Genomic DNA, 17,951 nt, shown 5'->3' with positions numbered 1-17,951 from the left:
CCTCAGAGAGAGTTCAGGAAATCCAGGAGTGCCTCCCGGTCTTCGACGGGCATCTGACGGTAACGTTCAGCTGCCGGCCCGGCCTCGCCCCCGTGCCAGAGCACGGCTTCTTCGAGTGTTCGCGCCCGCCCGTCGTGGAGGAACCCGGACTGCGGATTGACCCGTTGAGCCAGGCCGATTCCCCAGAGCGGGGGTGTCCGCCATTCGTTGCCGTTGGCCAGGAATTCATCCCGACCATCGGCAAGCGCCGGACCCATGTCATGCAGGAGCAGATCGGTATAGGGCCATATGGTCTGGTTGCTGAGGTCCGGGCGGTCCGGGGCGATGCCGGTAGTGTGCCTTGGTGTATGACAGCCGGCGCAGCCGGTTTCATTGAACAGTTCCGCACCTTGTTGAACGGACACATTGTCCAGGTCACGGCGTGCCGGTACTGCCAGGCTTTTGGCATAGAAGGTCACGAAGTTGCTCACCTTGTCGCTCACTTCGGGGCTGCCGCCGTTGGCGAAGCGCCCACAGTTCTGCTCGGGCGTACAATCGGTTGCCGGTTTGAGGGTGGACGTCAGCCCCATGTCTCCAGCAAACGCCCCCATGCTTTGCTGATGAACGTTTGGTTCGGCAGCTTTCCAGCCGAATCGACCCGGCACGGTTTGCTGGCTGTCCAGGTCCCAGACTTGATTGAGTTTGCCGGAGAGGCCGTCGTTGTCCGTATCCTCCGGATCCGCCAGTGCTTGCAGGTCTTCAAGCGGTATGGCTTCCAGCAGACCCATGCCGATCATCTGCGGAGCCACCCGCGGAGACACCAACAGGTCTTCCGGGAGTGGGCCATAGTTAGGGTTCTCGATCCGGTAGACCGGTTTTCGTAGTTCTATTTCGGTGCCGTCCGACAGCGTCTCTGTCACCGATTCCCAGTCGATCACCAGATCGGCTTCAGGTTTGGCGGCCGGCAGGGCGGCGGTTTGCAACTGGCTGCCGTACACGGGGGCCGGTTTGAATCCGTGGGTCTTCAGGATATCCGCATCCTGCTCGGGATCGGCTGGCACGGCGAGGCGGAGGAACAGCGATATAGGTTTGTCGTCAGCGCCGGGAGGATGTCCACGGCCATCCTTTATGTGACAGCCCTGGCAGGAGTTGGTGTTGAACAGTGGCCCCAGTCCGTCGCGGGCATCCGTGCTGGCAGGGGCTTCGACCCAGGGGTTGCGGAAGAAACTGTTGCCGACACTGAAATCCAGGCGCCTGGTCATGGACAGGTTAGCCTGGGGCAGGGAATAGGCATTGTGATCGAACTGATCCACTGTGCCTTCGCCCCCCGTCTTGACCGTCGCCTGGATCGGATAAGGTTCCTGGGCGGCAGCCATGGCGAAGGCCGCTGCTACGGCCACTCCCGAAAACAAGGTCAGCAGTAGCAGGGGGCGTTGGCGCATGGTTTCTCTACAACATGTCGTTACTTTTTAGTGGGTCAGCCAGTTAGTGGGTAAGCTAGAAGGTATGGCCGGCGTCATCAGGCTTGAGCGAGTCGATGCCCAGTTCGCGGGCGGCCTGTTCAATGGAACCGGTTTGTGCCACCAGCGCCATAATCGCGCCGTTTACGATCTCCGCGCCTTTCTCATTGCCTGGCGCGATCATCATATCGAATTTCATCGGCTCTGACTCGGCTTCGGCACTGGATTTCATGGTTTGCAGCGCCCTCATCGACTCTTCGAACTGCTGGCTCAGTGTCTCGTTCAGTTCCGGGTTGAGCTCGGCAACCAGATCGGACAGGGAAGGACCGGTCAGTTCAGAACCGTCAATCCGGGTGTAGCTGCCGGAGTAGATGTTGGCCACGCCCTGGCCGTTGTAGTAATGGGAGTTGTGGGTGTTGTCGCTGAAGCAGTCGTGCTCATCCTCGTAGGAATTGGCTTCCAGGGCGACTTTCATGCGCTCACCGGCAAGCTCACCCAGAGACAGGGAGCCCATGCCGAAGAACATTTTCTGGATGGCGGCGTCCGGTGCTTCGGCGAGCAGCTGGGAGCGGTAGTTGTCTTCCTGGCCGGGTGCCCATTGTGCAACCATCCATTCGAGATCGGTGATCAACAGATCGGTCGCGGCATCCAGGTAGGCGGCGCGGCGGTCGCAATTGCCATGGGTGCACTCCTCGCCCTGGGCGTAGTCCGTCGCAGGACGCTGTCCGGCGCCGCGATCGAAGCCGTGCAGGTCCTGGCCCCACAGCAGGAATTCAATGGCATGGTATCCGGTGGCCACGTTGGCCTCCGAGCCTCCGATTTCGTTCAGCTCCGCCAGCAGGTCTGGTGTCAGGCTGGAAGCGTCGACCGTCGTGCCACCAATATTGATTTCCGTGCTGGCAACAATGTTTGCAGTAGCGCCCTCGTTGCCCAATTCGTACTGGTAGCCGTCTTCCTTTACGTAATCGATCAGGCCTTCGTCCAGCGGCCAGGCATTCAGTTGCCCTTCCCAGTCATCAACCACGGCGTTACCAAAGCGGAACACCTCAGTCTGCTGATAGGGCGCCCGGGAAGCCAGCCAGGCCTGTTTTGCCTTTTGCAGATTTTCTTCGGTCGGGCTTTCCAGGAAGGTGTCTATTGTGCTGTCGAGGGACTGTGCGGCGGTCAGTGCGTCTTCAAAGTTTGCATGGGCCAGGTCGGCGTAGTGTTCCACGACATCGGATTTGCTGATGGCTTCTGCTGCCGAGGATGTGGATGCGGTTTCGTCGCCGCTACTGCAGGCCGTCAGTAGCGTCGCGGAGATAGCGAACGCCAGGGGAATGCTTGATGCGTTTGAGAGCAGGGCCATTTCGATGTCCTTTCGCTGTTAATTAAATAAAACGTATTGTTATTCGCATTATAGAGAGCGGGTGGGCGGTTGCAACGAATGTGAGAATGATTTTCAATTTTGTTGACTTGGCTGGAGATAGTTAGAAATGTTTGCCAACTCTGCTCCTGCTGTAGCCTAATGGTGCCCCTTTCGTCAGGAGTCTGTAATGCTGAGTTACCTCCACGCGTTTCATGCCGGTAATTTTGCCGATGTTCACAAGCACGCTGCCTTAACGCTCGCGGTCAGGATGATGCAGGCCAAATCGTCTGCTATCGCCTGCTTCGATACTCATGCCGGCAGTGCCAGCTACGATCTTGCGGGAGAAAGGGCGCTTAAAACCGGTGAAGCCGCTGCAGGGATCCAGAAGGTCTGGCCACTTCGAGCCGAGCTGCATTCCGACGACTGGCAGGCCGTCCTGGCCGGGTTGGCCGCGGGGGAGGGGAAGGACGGGCAATTGGCGAGCTATCCGGGGTCGCCGCGCTGGTTCCTCCGTTACCTGCGGGAGCAGGACACTCTGACCGCCTTCGAGTTGCACCCCGCCGAAGGCGAAACCCTGGGGCAGTGGGCTGCCGGGCATTCCCGGGTCAAGGTCTTTCAGGAGGATGGATTAAAGGGGTTGCTTCGCCATCTGCCGCCCAGGCAACCAAGGTTGCTGGTGCTGACGGACCCTTCATACGAGATCAAAAGCGACTATGAAGAAGTGGCGAACACCTTGGCGCGAGCGTGGCAGAAATGCCGTCATGGCGTGTATCTGATCTGGTATCCGATTCTGGCGGGTTTCCCCCACAAGCGATTAAAGGATGCGGTGTCTGATGGGCCCGTGCGCAAGGTGTTGTGCAGCGAAGTTGCACTCAACCGGGCCCCGCAACGTGGAATGTCCGGGTCCGGAGTGCTGGTGGTGAACCCGCCCTGGGGATTCGACACCCGGCTTGCGGAGATGATGGATACGGTTTCCGGTGATCGCTGTCTGGGCCTGTCATCGAACAGCAGCTGGCTGGTGCCTGAATAGCGCTATTGGGCGGTCGTATCCGTTGCTGGTATTGCGGACTCTGTTGTGCTGACCATTGTCAGGAGTTGGTCCAGGATGGCTGCTCCACGCTCACCAGCCATACGTATATAGGCCTTGCGGGCCGGCCGGCTGGCCTCACGGAAGCGGTCCCGCTCCTCCTCGGTCAATTCAACCACACGGATGTTGCTGTTTTTCTTGATGGTATCGAGACGGCTTGCATTGAGTTCAGTCTGTACCTCGTAAGCCAGCGGTGCGATCTCATCCATAGCATCTTCCAGCCAGAGTTTCTGGTCTTCGGGGAGGGCGTCAAACCACGACGTATTGGAAACCACGGAGGTGACAAATTGGGCAGGTCTGGCAAACGTCATCACACCCTGGACTTCATAGAATCCCATCTCTTCAATGGCGAAAACAGGGTTGGCCTGCCCGTCAATGCGGCGTAACTGAAGGTCGCTGTAGACCTGCGAAAAAGGAACCTGGCTGGTTGTCGCGCCATAGGTTTTATAGGTCTCTTCAGCGATGTCCGACGTCATGGTGCGGATAGTGAGTCCGTCGAAGTCCGCGGGGCTCCGCAAGGGCTTGTTGGCGGTCCAGACCATCCAACCCTCAGGTACGAAACCATGAAGCTTGAGGCCCTGCTCCTCGTAAGGCTCGTGGAACAGTTGCTTCAAATCATCGCTGGCAAGGACGCCACGATTCACCTCTTCGTCATCAGACAACAGATAATGGAGGGTGAACACGCCCACCTCGGGAATAACGTTGGCCAGGTGGCCGGGGGAGGCGAAAGCGAGATGGACGGAGCCTTCCCGGGCGAGATCCGTCAGTTGGAGTGACGTGCCAATAGAGCCATAGGGAAAAACATCAACGAGGATGTTGCCATCAGAGATACGCTCGATACGGTCCTTGAATTCAAGGGCATAACGGTGTTGGACGCTGCCTTCAATTTCCTCAAGGGCAAAGCGCCAGGTAACGGGATAGGATGGCTTCTCATCATTGTCACCGCTGGACACCGGTGCGGGGCTGTCTGAACATCCTGCCAGGACAAGCATAACCGTCAAGAGCAATGGGGTTAGCCCGCGGCAGAATCTTCGCATGGTTTGTCTCCATTGGTCTCTACAAAATCATGCCGACAAGATACCACAATCAACGTTGATTATGGCCATCGCGACCTCGTTTGCAGAATCAAAAAGGCCCTGCAATAGCAGGGCCTGAAGCAACCAATGTGGGGAAGCCGCTTACATCAGTGCATCAACGCGATTCCGAACCTGAGGTTCACTGTTGTAAGCGGTGGCGATGGAATTGTAGGTGGGGATATCCATGCCGGAATCCTCAATCACTGTGACCATTTCATCGTTGGCTTCCATCTGCAGTTCCTGGGCCTTTTTCTGGGAATCAGCCGCTTCGATTTTTTCCATGTATTCATCACGGATATTGTTGATACCTTCCTGGGCCTCAACGAACTGCTTCAGTTCCGCGTCGGTAAAGTTGGTTTTCTGGGTGCCGGCGGAGGCGGGATCACTGTATCCGCCGTTGGGATTGGTGGCTTCTGGACTTTGCTGGTTTTCTTGTGCCAGTACGGGGCCTGCTGCCAGCAGTGCCAGGGATGCGGTCAGTGAAATGAGAAGTTTATTCATGGCGTTCTCCTTTTGCGTTGAAGGGACTGCACGGTGTCATCGAATGCAGTCTGACGTTGAAAGGAATGCGATTCCTCGAACGTTGGTGTTGCTTAATCAAGCTCTGTGCCAGCTTTTTATTTTTATGAAAAGCTAGAAAAAACAGTGATTTGGATATGTATGAGCGTTACCTTTGCGTAATGTGCGTTGTGGCTAAATGTCACATGTGGCATACCTGTGTGACACTTTGTCGGAGCACGTTATGAAAACGCCTGTATCAAGAGCGCGGGACATGTTTCGCTCGCTGCGCCTGACCTTGGTGCTGAGCATGGTTGTACCGTTGATGGTATTCAGCGGCGTCGCCATTTATGTGGGGCTCGGTGCGGTCGAGCGTAATCTGAATGACCGTTTGCGGGAAGATCTGGAGCTTGTGGCCCGGGCGGTCAGTGGTCCATTGTCCCAGGCCATGTCCGATGGCGATGAAATTGTTCTGGGGGAGTCGCTGAAATCCATCTTCCGCATCGGCCGGGTGTTTGGTGCCTCAGTGTTTGATGAAGACGGGCAGCAGATCGCCAGCCTCGGTGTGGCGGACAGTGATGTTACGCGGAGCGACAGTGCCGAACGCGCGATAGCCAGTGGCAAGCTGGACGGAGCGTTTCGTAGGGTCGACGGGGTGTCAGTCTTCTCACAATTCACGCCGCTGGTTGCCCCGGACGGTCGAATTCAGGGGTTGCTTCAGGTAACCCGAAAGCGTAGCGATTTCCATGAGTTGGTGGCATCAAGCCGAATCTGGGCCGTCAGTATCTGGTCGGTGGTGTCGTTGATGGTCATTCTGGTGGTTGTTCTGGGGCACTATGGTGCCGTCGGTCGCCATGTCAGCCGGCTGTTGGAATTGATGGAGCGGATGGCCCCCGGCCGCTGGCAGATTGATGGACCTCCCGCGGGGCCGAGGGAGCTGAGACAGATCCACGAGGGGTTGCAAGACATGGGCGCCCGTATGGCGGTTGCGGAAAATGAAATCCGGGAGAGCGTTGAACGCGAGCGGGAACTGTCAGAGAAGCTGAAGTATCAGGAAAAGGTCGCCATGATCGGGCGGGTTGCCGGTGGCGTTGCCCATGAGCTGGGTGCGCCGCTGAATGTCATCCAGGGTCGCGCCAATATCCTTGGGCGGGGCGACCTGGCAGATAGCGACCGACGACACCTGAAGGATATCGAACATCAGGTCGAGCGGATGACATTGATTATCCAGCAGTTGCTCGATTGTTTTCGCCATGTGCCGGACTCCCGCCGGGAAACCGACCTGGCGGCGACGGCTCGCGATCTGACCGCGCGGGTATGCGACGAGCCCAAGTGCCATGGCGTTGAGATCTGTACCGATATTCCGGAGGCCAGCGCCGGCGTTCTGGCCGAGCCAACCCGTCTCGAAATGGCCTGCCTGAACCTGGTCCGCAACGCGTGCCAAGCGGCTCGCTCGCGGGTGATCGTGTCTGTTATTCCCCTCGACGGATACTGGGAGTTGCGGGTGGATGATGATGGCCCGGGTATCGATGATTCGCTGCGGGAGCGGATTTTCGAGCCTTTTTTCAGTACTCGTGCGGCGGGTGAGGGAACCGGTCTGGGGCTTGCGGTGGTCGGCAGTGTAATCAAGGAACATGGTGGTCGGATTGAGGTTGGCACGAACGCGAACGGCGGGTGCCGGATGTCAACGTTCTGGCCAGTGTATGAGAAACGAGTGGACTCGACGGAGGCCCATCATGAAAGCTAGGCCCGCTTTGATCATGCTGGTGGAAGACGACGCCAGTTTGCGGACGCTTCTGTCAGAGGAGCTTGAGGTGGATGGTTATGCGGTACGCAGTGCTGCAACCGTTGAGGAAGGCTGCAATGGGTTGCGGGAATGGCGCCCGGACCTGATTGTGTCGGACCTTCGATTGCCAGACGGCGACGGCCTGGCAATATTACGGAAACTGCAGGCGGAAGGCCATTCGGTTCCCTTTATCATCATCACAGCCTTCGGCACGGTTGACCAGGCGGTAGAGGCGCTTAAGGCCGGTGCCGATGACTTTCTCACCAAACCACTGTCCACCGACCATCTTCGCTTGAAGATCAAGCGCCTGCTGGCCCATGCGGCGGTGACCAGTGAACTCGCACGTTACAAATCCCAGAGTGAAAGCGACAGTGCGCTGGGGCTGGTGGGCGAGAGCCGGGCGATGGGGCGTTTGAGGAACGAAATACGACAGGTGGCCCGTAGCCAGGCGGCCGTCCTGGTCAGTGGCGAGAGCGGCACCGGCAAGGAACTGGTCGCCAGGGCCATTCACGACGAGAGCGAGCGCCGGCAAGGACCGTTTATACCAGTCAATTGCGCGGGCATACCCCATGAGCTGATGGAAAGCGAGTTTTTCGGCCACGAAGCCGGTGCTTTTACCGGCGCAAAATCCGCCCGTAGGGGGCTATTTGCCGAAGCGGATGGAGGCACGCTGCTGCTGGACGAAATTGGCGAGATGCCGCTCGCTCTTCAGGCGAAATTGTTGCGTGTGCTGCAGGAAGGCACGATTAAGCCGGTGGGTTCTGACCACGAAGAGGCCGTCAATGTGCGTGTTATTGCGGCTACCCATCAGGACCTGGTCAGGGCCGTGGAACAGGGTGGCTTCCGCGAGGACCTTTACTATCGCCTGGAAACCCTGACCTTGATGGTGCCGCCATTAAGGGAGCGGGATGACGATGTGGATCTGCTTGCCATGCATTTCCTGCGGGATTCCGCCCGGCGTCACCAGCGCGGATTCCTGCAGCTGGGCGAAGTGGCTGCGCGAATGTTGGCGGATTATCCGTTTCCCGGCAATGTCCGGGAACTGGCCAGCGCGATTGAACGGGCCGTGACCTTTTGCGACGGTGATGTGGTGTTGCCGGAACATCTGCCGGCCCGTATCCGCAAGCGCCAGACAGAGTCTGCTGAGGGCCGGCCGGTGCTGCCATCAGGAAACCTGGCGGATTGGCCCACGTTGGAGCAGGTCCAGCAGGACTATGTTGTGCGTGTTATTGATGCGGTGGAAGGCAATAAACGCCGTGCGGCCCAGATACTCGGGGTAAACCGGCGTACGCTCTATCGCTGGCTTGATGCGGAAAAGGACACTGCTCATGACTAACCAGAAACAGGCAATGCTTTACGGCCTTGGAACGGTATTGCTCTGGTCAACAGTGGCCACTGCGTTCAAGTTGTCATTGCGGGAATTGACCCCGGTCCAGATGCTGGTGGTCGCCTGTTCCGCGTCGGTAATAGTGATGGCGCTTATTCTGGTCGCACAACGACGGTGGCACCTGGTCTTTGAACTGTCGCGCCGCCAATATCTGCAGTCTTTCGGTATGGGGCTTATCAATCCCTGCCTGTACTACTTCCTGCTGTTTGGTGCGTTCGACCGGCTGCCTGCCCAGGAGGCGCAACCCCTGAACTACACCTGGGCGCTGGTGCTGGCCTACCTGTCGGTGCCCTTCCTGGGACAGCGACTGCGGCGTGCCGATATCATCGCCGGATTGATTTGCTACAGCGGGGTCGTCGTTATCGCAACCCGTGGCGATGTGTTGTCGTTAACGTTCTCCGACCCTCTTGGTGTGGGCCTGGCCATCGGCAGCACCCTGGTCTGGGCGTCCTACTGGATTATCGCGACTCGGGATACCCGGGATCCGGTGGTCGGTCTGTTCCTGAATTTTCTCTGCGGTCTTCCGGTGATCGTGGTGATTTGCGGGGTGACGGATGGTTTCGATTTCAACCCCACAACAGGCCTGTTGGCGGCCACCTACGTGGGTGTGTTCGAAATGGGAATTGCCTTTGTGCTCTGGTCCTACGCCATGAAGAAGGCGGAAAATACCGCCAGGGTGAGTAACCTCATCTTTATCTCACCGTTCCTGTCGCTGGTGTTCATCTATTTCATTCTTGGCGAGATCATTCTGCCATCCACATACGTTGGCCTGGTGTTGATCGTTGCGGGGCTGTGGATTCAGCAACGTAAAACCCGGGAGACAATGGCGAGGGCTTCATCGGTATGAGCCAGTGGTTCATCTACATGGTACGGACCGCCAAAGGGGCTCTTTACACGGGGATCACAACCGATGTGGCGCGGCGCTTTGCCGAACACCAGGCCGGTGCACCAAAAGGGGCCCGTAGCCTGCGGGGCAAAGGGCCCCTTGAGCTCGCATTTTCTGCCGAGACGACAGACAGGGCGACGGCGTCGAAACTTGAGTGGCAGATCAAACAATGGCCGCGCAAGCAGAAGGAAGCGCTGATTCGTGGGGAGGTTGTCCTCCCGGTCAACTCGACAGATGCTGGCGTATAAACGCGCCAGCTGTTTGCAGGGCCTCGGTGGCGCGGTCCAGTTGCCCCGCGTGGACCTGGAAAACGTGCCAGAGCCCGTTATAGATTTCCAGGCGTGTATCGACACTGTCACGGCTGGCCGCGTTCGCCAGGCGCCGGGCATCATTCAGCAGGATTTCCTGGCTGCCCACCTGTATCAGCAACGGCGGAAGGCCGGAAAGGTCGCCAAATACGGGTGAAACGAGAGGCTCGGACGGTGGTGTGTTGCCGCAGTACAGGCGCGCGGACTTGTCGATCCACGGCTTCTGTAGAACCGGCTCGCATTCAGGCGCGTAAAGGTGCTGGTGGGAAAGATCAGTCCAGGGCGACAGCACCATCAGCGACGAGGGCAAGGGCAGGCCTTTGTCGCGTAGGCGCATGGCCAGGGCTACGGCGAGTCCGCCGCCGGCTGAGTCGCCCGCGAGGCATAGGGTTGCAGGCGGATGCCCTTCGTCCAGCAAGGCGCGGTAAACCATTTCAGCATCGTCCAGTGCCGCGGGGAAGGGGTTCTCCGGTGCCAATCGGTAGTCGGGAGTAACCACCATCGCGCCACTGAATTTCGACAGGTGGCCGGTAATTCCCTTGTGTGTTTTTGGCGAGCCTATGATGTAACCACCGCCATGGAAATACAGTATGACCCCGTGAGGGTTGTCGCTGTGACAGGCCCGGGTGATCGAAAGCCCTTCTGCCTGGATGTCTTCAAACCGGGTGCCACGTGGCGGAATCGATGTCAGGTAGGCCTTGCTGATCAACCGGCGTTGCAGGGCAACGGGAATCGCGGGATGCAGCAGGGGACGAACGAGTCGGTTCATGGTCTGGCGCAGGCCGGCTTCCAGGGCGGTTTGTATCATCGGCAACTCCGGGGTTGTGGTGTGCTAATCTAAGCACCAAGCTTAGTGCAGACACACTGCTATTTTCATACCCATTCATGACAGGCGTTTAACTCTACGTGTACTGGAAAACAGATACCATAGAAATTCCGAACTGGGACAGGGCGTCGTTACTTGAGCGAATGTCGCCCTTCGAGCCTGAAAGCCAGGAACAACTCAGCGAGGATATGGTGGCCTACTGCCGGTTCTACGGCCTCGATCTCTGGGTAGAGCACCCGGAGGTCAGCTATCGCCAGGGTTATGTGATGGCGGACCGGCACCAAGTGATGGTCCACTATTTTCGCCTTCCGGATCAGTGCAAGCCCCGGGGCACGGTGTTTATCCTGCATGGCTACTTTGACCATGTAGGGCTATACAGCCAGTTGATCGACCGTTGCCTGGGTGCGGGCTTTGATGTGCTCGCCTATGATCAGCCCGGGCACGGGCTGTCCAGTGGCACACCAGCGGCGATTGGTAGTTTTCTCGAGTATCAGGCCGTGCTGACGGATGTCATGGCCAGTGTAAGGCGTCACGTGCGGGCGCCCTGGTATGCGGTCGGGCAGAGTACGGGCGGGGCTATCCTGATTGACTACCTGCTGACCAACCATCACGACCGGGAAACCTCGGATTTTCGTAGGGTGGTACTGCTGGCACCGTTGATCAGGCCGATGGGGTGGCTGGGTGCCAAAGTTCTGCACAGCCTGGTAAAACCCTTTATATCGCGATGGCGACGGGCGTTTGGGGCCAACAGTGGAAACTCGCGTTTCCTGAAGTTCCTCAGGGACTACGATCCGCTCCAGGCCAGGGCCGTACATGTGGACTGGGTTTCTGCATTACGGCAGTGGGTACCGCATATTGAGTCCGCCCGCCCGGTCGATTTTCCGATTACCGTGGTGCAGGGGGAAAAGGACCTGACTGTAGACTGGCAGCACAATCTGCGGATTATCCGCAATAAATTTTCCTCCGTGGAGGAACTCCGGATACCGGATGGGCGTCATCATCTAGTAAACGAAGCCCAGGATTTACAGGCAACCGTATTCAATACCATTGTGGATACGTTTGAAAACGACCATGACGGGTCTCTGTCTGAGGCCAGTTAAGGAAAGCCAATGGCGGCATCATGCCGCGAACAGTCATACCTTGGAAAGACTTTGGAGAATGCCGTGAAGAAAACGATTGTAGCTTTTGCCGTCGCCACCGTGGGTCTTGGCGGCTGTATGACATACGATCCTTACACCGGTGAGGAAAAAACCTCTAGCGCCACGAAAGGCAGCATTATCGGGGCCATTGGTGGTGCCGCCGTCGGCGCTGCAACCTCCAGCAGCAGTGACCGTGGCAAAGGCGCACTGATTGGTGCCGCATCCGGTGCGGCCATTGGTGGTGGTATCGGTTATTACATGGACAAGCAGGAAGCGCAGTTGCGCCGCAAACTCGAGGGTTCCGGTGTTCGCGTTGTACGCAATGGTGACGAAATTGAACTGGTCATGCCGGGCAACATTACCTTCGACGTCAACCAGTCCTCCATCAAGCCGTCGTTCAGCAACACGCTGGAATCCGTGGCGCTGGTACTGAAGGAATTCGACAAGACCATCATTCAGATCGAAGGCCATACCGATAGCACTGGCTCGCGGGATTACAACCAGTTGTTGAGTGAGCGCCGCGCTGGGTCAGTCAGGGATTTCCTTTTGAATCAGGGTATCGCACCCAAGAGGACCCGTGCGACAGGTTATGGCCCGCGCTACCCGATTGCCTCCAACGACACTGAAAGCGGACGTGAACAGAATCGTCGCGTCGAGCTGACACTGGTTCCCATGCAGTAACATCAGCCCAGGCTGAATCAGCGACTCCGGATCATGCCCGCGTCCGGAGCCGCTTCCCTCCCTTTTTGCTCCTTCCCCATTCTGCCATCAGCTTCAATTGTCAACATCGGCCTTTGTGCATTAAAGGTTGTTTAAGAGAGCCGAATTGGCCTCATCTGACCTGAATCGCCCTTCAATGCATGGAACGGTGAAGGGGAATGTCCCGTGGTGGAACATAAGGCTCTATGTTGTCCGTTCCCGGTGAGCCTCAATCATGGAAAATGAGCAAATGGGAGATCTGCTTTGACAACAACGATCACAAAAACAATTGGTTTTACCCTCAGTGTTCTCTTGGCCGCCCCGGCCTTCGCAGAACTGTCGGATGGTGTCGGCCTGACGGGCACTTCGGAAGCCTCCGAATCCGCGCTTCAGCCGGGAGATCGCATACCGGGGCGCTATATCCTCACACTGGCCCCGTCGATTCCTGACATGCTGGGGCTTGCCGACCTGCAGGCAAGCGTCGAATCGCTTCTGGTGGCCGTAGGTGGTGGTGATATTCTGCATGTATACCGAACTGCGATGACCGGTGCGGCGGTCACGATGACAGAGCCGCAGGCAGCACTGTTGTCATCCCTGCCTGGCGTGCTGGCAGTTGAGCCCGACCAGGTTGTTGCCGCAAATGCGGTGACGCAGGGTGATGCCACCTGGGGGCTGGACAGGATCGATCAGCCGGTGCTCCCCCTGGATGAGCAATATAGCTACCCGTCCTCTGCCGGTAACGGAGTCAGTGTCTATATCATCGACACAGGTCTGCGGGATAGCCACGATGAGTTTGCCGGACGGGTGATTGAAGGCCGTAACTTTGCGGTGAACGATACGGGCTTGCTGGGGTTGGGTGGGTTGCCGTTGATCGGCCCGATCGTCAACATTGGTGGCGAGACTGACCCGGAAGACACCACAGACTGCAATGGTCACGGGACCCATGTCGCCAGTACCGCAACTGGCACCGTCTATGGCGTTGCCAAGAACGCATCCATCTCGGCCGTGCGGGTGTTGGATTGCTCCGGTGCCGGTTCTAACGCGGATGTGATCGCAGGTGTTGACTGGGTGGCTGAGAACCATCAGGCGCCGGCCGTTGCCAATATGTCCCTTGGTGGAGGAAATTCAGACGCTCTGGACGATGCCGTGCGTGGTGCGATAGAGCAGGGAGTGACGTTCGTCGTGGCCGCCGGTAACAGCGATGCTGACGCCTGTTCCGGCTCTCCAAATCGGGTTGCATCAGCGGTAACCGTAGGAAGCACTACCCGCGAGGATCAACGATCGTCGTTTTCCAACCACGGAGAATGTCTGGACCTGTTTGCCCCGGGGTCTGACATCACCGCGGCCTGGTACCAGGAGGACGATGAAGTAAACACCATCAGCGGGACCTCTATGGCATCGCCACACGTAGCGGGCAGCGTTGCCCTGATCCTGGGGGCTGAACCCGATCTGTCACCGGCATCGGTCAGCACCAGGCTGGACGAGCTGGCGACCAGAAATGTACTTGGGAGTATTGAAGAGGGCTCTCCCAATCGTCTGCTAAGAGTGCCGCAGTAATGCTTGAGGGCCGGAACGATCCCGTTCCGGCCATTTATCGTTTCCTAGTTCTTCCCGCCGGGAAGCCACTCGTCAATCCTTGCCTTCAGGTCCCGCAACTGGTCTTCCCCTGAATCCCGGATTTCCGAAATCTTCTTGCGTGCTTCTTCGACGTGTTCTTCCAGCGCCTGAATGCGCTCGGAGAAATCTTTCTGGATTTCAGCCTCTGCCTGGTCGTCCTGGGCTTTTGCCATCCTTTCTTCAGCATCGGCCTGCAGGCTCTGGATCTGTTTGCTCCAGTACTCGGTCTGGGTTTCCAGTTTTTTCTGCAATGACTCCTTCAGTGACATGGAATGCTCCTTGGAGTGAATGTTGGATGCAATGTTAAAGCTTTCACTTCCATCATGGCTGCATCTGATGACATCTCAAGGTCAAGTGCCCTAAAAGAGGATTAATAAGAGGTCATGTGCGGGAGTTGGCCTGTTTGGCCATAAAAAAGCCGGGACCTGTTGGCCCCGGCTTCTTTGTGGTGCTGAAACACCGTCTGGATCAGAACAGCACGCGGCAGCGGATGGTGCCTTTGACTTTCAGCAGTTTCTCAAGTGCCAACTCGCCGTACTCCTTGTCGACGTCGATCACCACGTAACCAATGTCTTCCTTGGTTTGCAGGTACTGGCCACAGATGTTGATGCCGTTTTCCGAGAACACCTGGTTGATTTCCGACATCACGCCCGGCACGTTTTCGTGGATGTGCAGCAGGCGGTGCTGGTTCGGATGTGAGGGCAGGGCCACTTCCGGGAAGTTCACGGAAGAGACAGACGTGCCGTTGTCGCTGTACATGGCCAGCTTTTCTGCCACTTCGCGGCCAATGTTTTCCTGTGCCTCAATTGTGGAGCCACCGACGTGCGGAGTCAGGATCACGTTGTCGAACTCGCGCAGTGGAGAGATGAACTCTTCATTGTTGGACTTGGGTTCAACGGGGAAGACATCAATGGCGGCGCCCAGGAGCTTGCCACTGCCCAGGGCATCGGCCAGGGCGTCAATGTCTACCACGGTACCCCTGGAAGCGTTCATCAGGATGCTGCCCGGCTTCATCTGGGCAAACTGCTCGGCCTTGAACATGTACTTGGTGGACGGCGTTTCGGGAACGTGCAGGCTGATCACATCGCAGGTGTTGAGCAGCTCCTGCAGGGTGCCTACCTGGGTGGCATTGCCGATGGACAGTTTGGACACCACGTCGTAGAAGTACACGTCCATGCCCAGGCCTTCGGCCAGCACGCTGAACTGGGTGCCGATGTTGCCATAACCGATGATGCCGAGCTTCTTGCCACGGATTTCGTAGCTGTCTTTGGCGGACTTCAGCCATTCACCACGGTGGGCCTTGGCGTTTTTCTCAGGTACGCCGCGCAGCAACAGAATCGCCTGGGCCAGAACCAGCTCCGCCACACTGCGGGTGTTGGAGAAAGGTGCGTTGAAAACAGCGATACCGCGACGGGTGGCCGCCTGAAGGTCAACCTGGTTGGTGCCAATGCAGAAACAGCCCACCGCTACCAGCTTCTGGGCAGCGTCGAATACCTTCTCGGTCAGCTGGGTGCGTGAGCGGATACCCACGAAATGAGCGTCGGCGATTTTCTCCACCAGCTCGTCTTCGGCCAGTGAATGAGTCAGGAATTCGATGTTGGTATAGCCTGCGGCGTTCAGGGTATCAATGGCGGACTGGTGCACGCCTTCCAGCAGCAGGATGCGGATTTTGCTCTTTTCAAGAGACGTATTTGACATGGGCTTGCTTCCGAACCTTTCGTCACATGAAATGACCCGTGAGGACCGCTGTTGGCGGGCGGGCTCACAGAACAGGGGCGGTATGATACCATAAACGCAGATTTTCACAGCGCGTCGGACCACCTGAATCAACTCTGCTTAACGACGCCCTGATTAACCCTTTGCGAGACCGGACTATCCATGAATCCTGAACAGATCGTTGCCTCCCTCAAAGCCCTGATGGAAGCGGGCCAGACTCCCGGAAAAGTGCTGACTGACGCGGCCGACCTGGAAAATTACGGCAAGGACTGGACGAAGATCTATCCACCCAAGCCCGTGGCCATTGTTTTGCCCAAGACGACGGAACAGGTGCAGGCGCTGGTGAGGTTTGCCAACGAGAACCAGGTGGCTCTGGTGCCTTCTGGTGGGCGCACCGGCTTGAGTGCCGGAGCCGTGGCGGCCAATGGTGAGGTTGTGGTGGCGTTTGACAACATGAACCAGATCCTGGACTTCAGCGCCAGCGACCGCACCGTGAAGTGTCAGGCCGGGGTAGTGACGGAACAGCTGCAGACCTATGCCGAAGACAACGGCCTGTACTATCCCGTGGATTTCGCCTCGGCCGGCTCCAGCCAGCTTGGCGGCAACCTCTCCACCAACGCCGGTGGTATCAAGGTGATCCGCTACGGCATGAGCCGGGACTGGGTGGCTGGTCTGAAAGTGGTCACCGGCAAGGGGGATATCCTCGATCTGAACAAAGATCTGGCGAAGAACAACACCGGGTACGACCTGCGCCATCTGTTTATCGGCGCGGAAGGCACTCTCGGATTTATTACCGAGGCCACCATGAAGCTCTCTCGCAAGCCGGATAATCTGACCGTGCTGGTGCTGGGCCTGAACGACCTGACCAACACCATGGACGTGCTGCAGGCGTTCCAGAAGCAGATCGACCTGACCGCCTACGAGTTCTTCTCCCATCAGGCCATGGGGCATGTACTGGCCCATGGCCAGGTGCAGGCGCCGTTCGAAACCGAGGCGCCGTACTACGCGCTGCTGGAATTTGAGGCGGTGTCCGATCAGGTGATGGACGATGCCATGGCGCTGTTCGAGCAGTGCGTGGAAAACGGCTGGGTGCTGGACGGCGTTATCAGCCAGAGCGAAACCCAGGCCCTGAACCTTTGGCAACTGCGGGAACGCATTTCAGAGTCCATTGCACCGCGTACGCCGTATAAGAACGATATCTCTGTGGTGGTTTCCAAGGTGCCGGGGTTCCTGCAGGAAATCGACGCGGTGGTCACCGAGCACTACCCGGATTTCGAGATTATCTGGTTCGGCCACATCGGCGACGGCAACCTGCACCTGAACATCCTCAAACCGGAAGACCTTGCCAAAGAGGATTTCTTTGAGAAATGCCAACAGGTGAACAAATGGGTCTTCGAGATTGTCGAACGTTATCAGGGCAGTGTGTCTGCCGAGCATGGTGTCGGCATGACCAAGAAGCCGTATCTGGAGTACACGCGCAGCGCCGCTGAAATTGCCTACCTGAGGGGCATCAAGCAGGTGTTCGACCCCAAGGGTGTGATGAACCCCGGCAAGATATTTGACTGAAGGCGTTCAGGCGATGCGGGTGGTGGCTCCTGGGAGCGACCTGAATGGTAGAGCAGCTTTCCGAGTGTGAAGGCGACTGTTTTCTCCTGACCCCCAACCGGTCCATGAACTGGCGGGGCAATATCCGCATTTGGCTTGCGGCTGTGTTGCTTTCGCTGGTTATTTCCACTGGCATGCTACTGGCCGGAGCATGGCCGGTATTGCCGTTCGCGGGTCTTGAGTTGACCGCATTGGCGGCGGCGTTCTACTACACCTCCCGTCAGTGCCAGAGGCGCGAAGTGCTCACGTTCGCACCGGAGCTGATCCGCCTGGAAAAAGGCCTGACCCAGAAGGAGCGGGAATGGGAGCTGCCCCGGCGCCACACCCGCGTATGGCAGGACATGCCACGTCATCCCTGGACTCCCCCAAAGCTTCACCTGCAGTTCCGGGGCGAGGAAATTTCCCTCGCACCCTTTCTCAATATCGATGACACCAAGGAACTGGTTGCGATCCTGGAGAGGCATGGGCTGAGGGTGGAAAAACGGCGCAGGCCGGAGAAGCTCTGGTTCTGACTACATTCATCTGACAATCAAA

Annotated in this window: 17 protein-coding genes; 10 read left to right on the top strand and 7 right to left on the bottom strand. The window is 57.8% G+C overall.

The annotated features are described in order from the left end of the window. Window positions 1-2: 2 nt before the first annotated feature. Window positions 3-1,421, bottom strand: coding sequence for a di-heme oxidoreductase family protein (locus JJO78_RS12595; RefSeq protein WP_075197064.1), 1,419 nt, complete (start codon window positions 1,419-1,421; stop codon window positions 3-5). Window positions 1,422-1,476: 55 nt separating this feature from the next. Further along, window positions 1,477-2,787 (bottom strand): imelysin family protein, encoded by a 1,311-nt coding sequence (locus JJO78_RS12590; protein WP_075197065.1) that lies wholly within the window; start codon window positions 2,785-2,787, stop codon window positions 1,477-1,479. Window positions 2,788-2,974: 187 nt separating this feature from the next. Between JJO78_RS12590 and JJO78_RS12585 the strand changes: the two genes are divergently transcribed. Further along, entirely contained in the window at window positions 2,975-3,817 is an 843-nt protein-coding gene (locus JJO78_RS12585) for a 23S rRNA (adenine(2030)-N(6))-methyltransferase RlmJ (protein WP_127401737.1), read from the top strand. Window positions 3,818-3,819: 2 nt separating this feature from the next. Here the strand turns inward: JJO78_RS12585 and JJO78_RS12580 are convergent, their stop codons facing one another. Together JJO78_RS12580 and JJO78_RS12575 are read right to left on the bottom strand one after the other, a co-directional pair. After that, window positions 3,820-4,911: a TRAP transporter substrate-binding protein gene (locus JJO78_RS12580; RefSeq protein WP_127401736.1), complete on the bottom strand. Its 1,092-nt coding sequence runs from the start codon at window positions 4,909-4,911 to the stop codon at window positions 3,820-3,822. Between the two features lie 141 nt (window positions 4,912-5,052). Continuing rightward, window positions 5,053-5,451, bottom strand: a complete 399-nt coding sequence (locus tag JJO78_RS12575; RefSeq protein WP_036209594.1) for a DUF4168 domain-containing protein — start codon at window positions 5,449-5,451, stop codon at window positions 5,053-5,055. A 241-nt stretch (window positions 5,452-5,692) separates the two neighbouring features. Between JJO78_RS12575 and JJO78_RS12570 the strand changes: the two genes are divergently transcribed. Genes JJO78_RS12570 through JJO78_RS12555 form a run of 4 tightly spaced genes read left to right on the top strand, consistent with a single transcriptional unit; the run spans window position 5,693 to window position 9,755 of the window. After that, window positions 5,693-7,195, top strand: a complete 1,503-nt coding sequence (locus JJO78_RS12570) for an ATP-binding protein (protein ID WP_226909943.1) — start codon at window positions 5,693-5,695, stop codon at window positions 7,193-7,195. Further along, the gene (locus tag JJO78_RS12565; protein ID WP_075197068.1) at window positions 7,185-8,570 is read left to right on the top strand and encodes a sigma-54-dependent transcriptional regulator; all 1,386 of its coding nucleotides are present in this window, start codon (window positions 7,185-7,187) and stop codon (window positions 8,568-8,570) included. Before JJO78_RS12570 ends, JJO78_RS12565 begins: the two co-directional genes overlap by 11 nt. Continuing rightward, window positions 8,563-9,468, top strand: a complete 906-nt coding sequence (locus JJO78_RS12560; RefSeq protein WP_036209597.1) for a DMT family transporter — start codon at window positions 8,563-8,565, stop codon at window positions 9,466-9,468. Before JJO78_RS12565 ends, JJO78_RS12560 begins: the two co-directional genes overlap by 8 nt. Then, window positions 9,465-9,755, top strand: coding sequence for a GIY-YIG nuclease family protein (locus tag JJO78_RS12555; protein WP_036209599.1), 291 nt, complete (start codon window positions 9,465-9,467; stop codon window positions 9,753-9,755). The genes JJO78_RS12560 and JJO78_RS12555 overlap by 4 nt, the downstream gene beginning before the upstream one ends. On the opposite strand, the gene JJO78_RS12550 is transcribed toward JJO78_RS12555, so the two are convergent. Then, window positions 9,730-10,623, bottom strand: a complete 894-nt coding sequence (locus JJO78_RS12550; RefSeq protein WP_036209601.1) for an alpha/beta hydrolase — start codon at window positions 10,621-10,623, stop codon at window positions 9,730-9,732. The two genes, JJO78_RS12555 and JJO78_RS12550, sit on opposite strands and share 26 nt — an antisense overlap. Before the next feature lie 98 nt (window positions 10,624-10,721). Between JJO78_RS12550 and JJO78_RS12545 the strand changes: the two genes are divergently transcribed. From JJO78_RS12545 to JJO78_RS12535, 3 genes are all read left to right on the top strand, one after another. Continuing rightward, window positions 10,722-11,741, top strand: coding sequence for an alpha/beta hydrolase (locus JJO78_RS12545; RefSeq protein WP_036209603.1), 1,020 nt, complete (start codon window positions 10,722-10,724; stop codon window positions 11,739-11,741). Between the two features lie 63 nt (window positions 11,742-11,804). Beyond that, window positions 11,805-12,461 (top strand): OmpA family protein, encoded by a 657-nt coding sequence (locus tag JJO78_RS12540; protein ID WP_036210301.1) that lies wholly within the window; start codon window positions 11,805-11,807, stop codon window positions 12,459-12,461. Between the two features lie 282 nt (window positions 12,462-12,743). After that, window positions 12,744-14,036, top strand: coding sequence for a S8 family peptidase (locus JJO78_RS12535; RefSeq protein ID WP_198324912.1), 1,293 nt, complete (start codon window positions 12,744-12,746; stop codon window positions 14,034-14,036). Window positions 14,037-14,080: 44 nt separating this feature from the next. Here JJO78_RS12535 and JJO78_RS12530 read toward each other — a convergent pair whose 3' ends face one another. Continuing rightward, window positions 14,081-14,365, bottom strand: a complete 285-nt coding sequence (locus tag JJO78_RS12530; RefSeq protein ID WP_007154450.1) for a hypothetical protein — start codon at window positions 14,363-14,365, stop codon at window positions 14,081-14,083. 199 nt (window positions 14,366-14,564) lie between these two features. Further along, complete coding sequence (gene serA, locus JJO78_RS12525; RefSeq protein ID WP_036209606.1) at window positions 14,565-15,794, bottom strand: phosphoglycerate dehydrogenase; 1,230 nt, start codon at window positions 15,792-15,794, stop codon at window positions 14,565-14,567. A gap of 180 nt (window positions 15,795-15,974) precedes the next feature. Between serA and JJO78_RS12520 the strand changes: the two genes are divergently transcribed. Together JJO78_RS12520 and JJO78_RS12515 are read left to right on the top strand one after the other, a co-directional pair. Beyond that, window positions 15,975-17,378 carry an FAD-binding oxidoreductase gene (locus JJO78_RS12520; protein WP_036209609.1) on the top strand — a complete coding sequence of 468 codons (1,404 nt, stop codon included), beginning with the start codon at window positions 15,975-15,977 and terminating at the stop codon, window positions 17,376-17,378. 44 nt (window positions 17,379-17,422) lie between these two features. Beyond that, window positions 17,423-17,929, top strand: coding sequence for a DUF2244 domain-containing protein (locus JJO78_RS12515; protein WP_075196562.1), 507 nt, complete (start codon window positions 17,423-17,425; stop codon window positions 17,927-17,929). Window positions 17,930-17,951: the final 22 nt, after the last annotated feature.

It is taken from the genome of Marinobacter sp. DS40M6, assembly GCF_028581595.1.
Taxonomy (GTDB): Bacteria; Pseudomonadota; Gammaproteobacteria; order Pseudomonadales; family Oleiphilaceae; genus Marinobacter; species Marinobacter salarius.
This window is presented reverse-complemented; position numbering and strand designations above follow the sequence as displayed.

Coding starts and splice junctions, on each gene's coding strand:
- JJO78_RS12595 (WP_075197064.1), bottom strand. CDS start 1,421: ATGCGCCAACGCCCCCTGCTACTGCTGACCTTGTTTTCGGGAGTGGCC.
- JJO78_RS12590 (WP_075197065.1), bottom strand. CDS start 2,787: ATGGCCCTGCTCTCAAACGCATCAAGCATTCCCCTGGCGTTCGCTATC.
- JJO78_RS12585 (WP_127401737.1), top strand. CDS start 2,975: ATGCTGAGTTACCTCCACGCGTTTCATGCCGGTAATTTTGCCGATGTT.
- JJO78_RS12580 (WP_127401736.1), bottom strand. CDS start 4,911: ATGCGAAGATTCTGCCGCGGGCTAACCCCATTGCTCTTGACGGTTATG.
- JJO78_RS12575 (WP_036209594.1), bottom strand. CDS start 5,451: ATGAATAAACTTCTCATTTCACTGACCGCATCCCTGGCACTGCTGGCA.
- JJO78_RS12570 (WP_226909943.1), top strand. CDS start 5,693: ATGAAAACGCCTGTATCAAGAGCGCGGGACATGTTTCGCTCGCTGCGC.
- JJO78_RS12565 (WP_075197068.1), top strand. CDS start 7,185: ATGAAAGCTAGGCCCGCTTTGATCATGCTGGTGGAAGACGACGCCAGT.
- JJO78_RS12560 (WP_036209597.1), top strand. CDS start 8,563: ATGACTAACCAGAAACAGGCAATGCTTTACGGCCTTGGAACGGTATTG.
- JJO78_RS12555 (WP_036209599.1), top strand. CDS start 9,465: ATGAGCCAGTGGTTCATCTACATGGTACGGACCGCCAAAGGGGCTCTT.
- JJO78_RS12550 (WP_036209601.1), bottom strand. CDS start 10,623: ATGATACAAACCGCCCTGGAAGCCGGCCTGCGCCAGACCATGAACCGA.
- JJO78_RS12530 (WP_007154450.1), bottom strand. CDS start 14,365: ATGTCACTGAAGGAGTCATTGCAGAAAAAACTGGAAACCCAGACCGAG.
- serA (WP_036209606.1), bottom strand. CDS start 15,794: ATGTCAAATACGTCTCTTGAAAAGAGCAAAATCCGCATCCTGCTGCTG.
- JJO78_RS12520 (WP_036209609.1), top strand. CDS start 15,975: ATGAATCCTGAACAGATCGTTGCCTCCCTCAAAGCCCTGATGGAAGCG.
- JJO78_RS12515 (WP_075196562.1), top strand. CDS start 17,423: ATGGTAGAGCAGCTTTCCGAGTGTGAAGGCGACTGTTTTCTCCTGACC.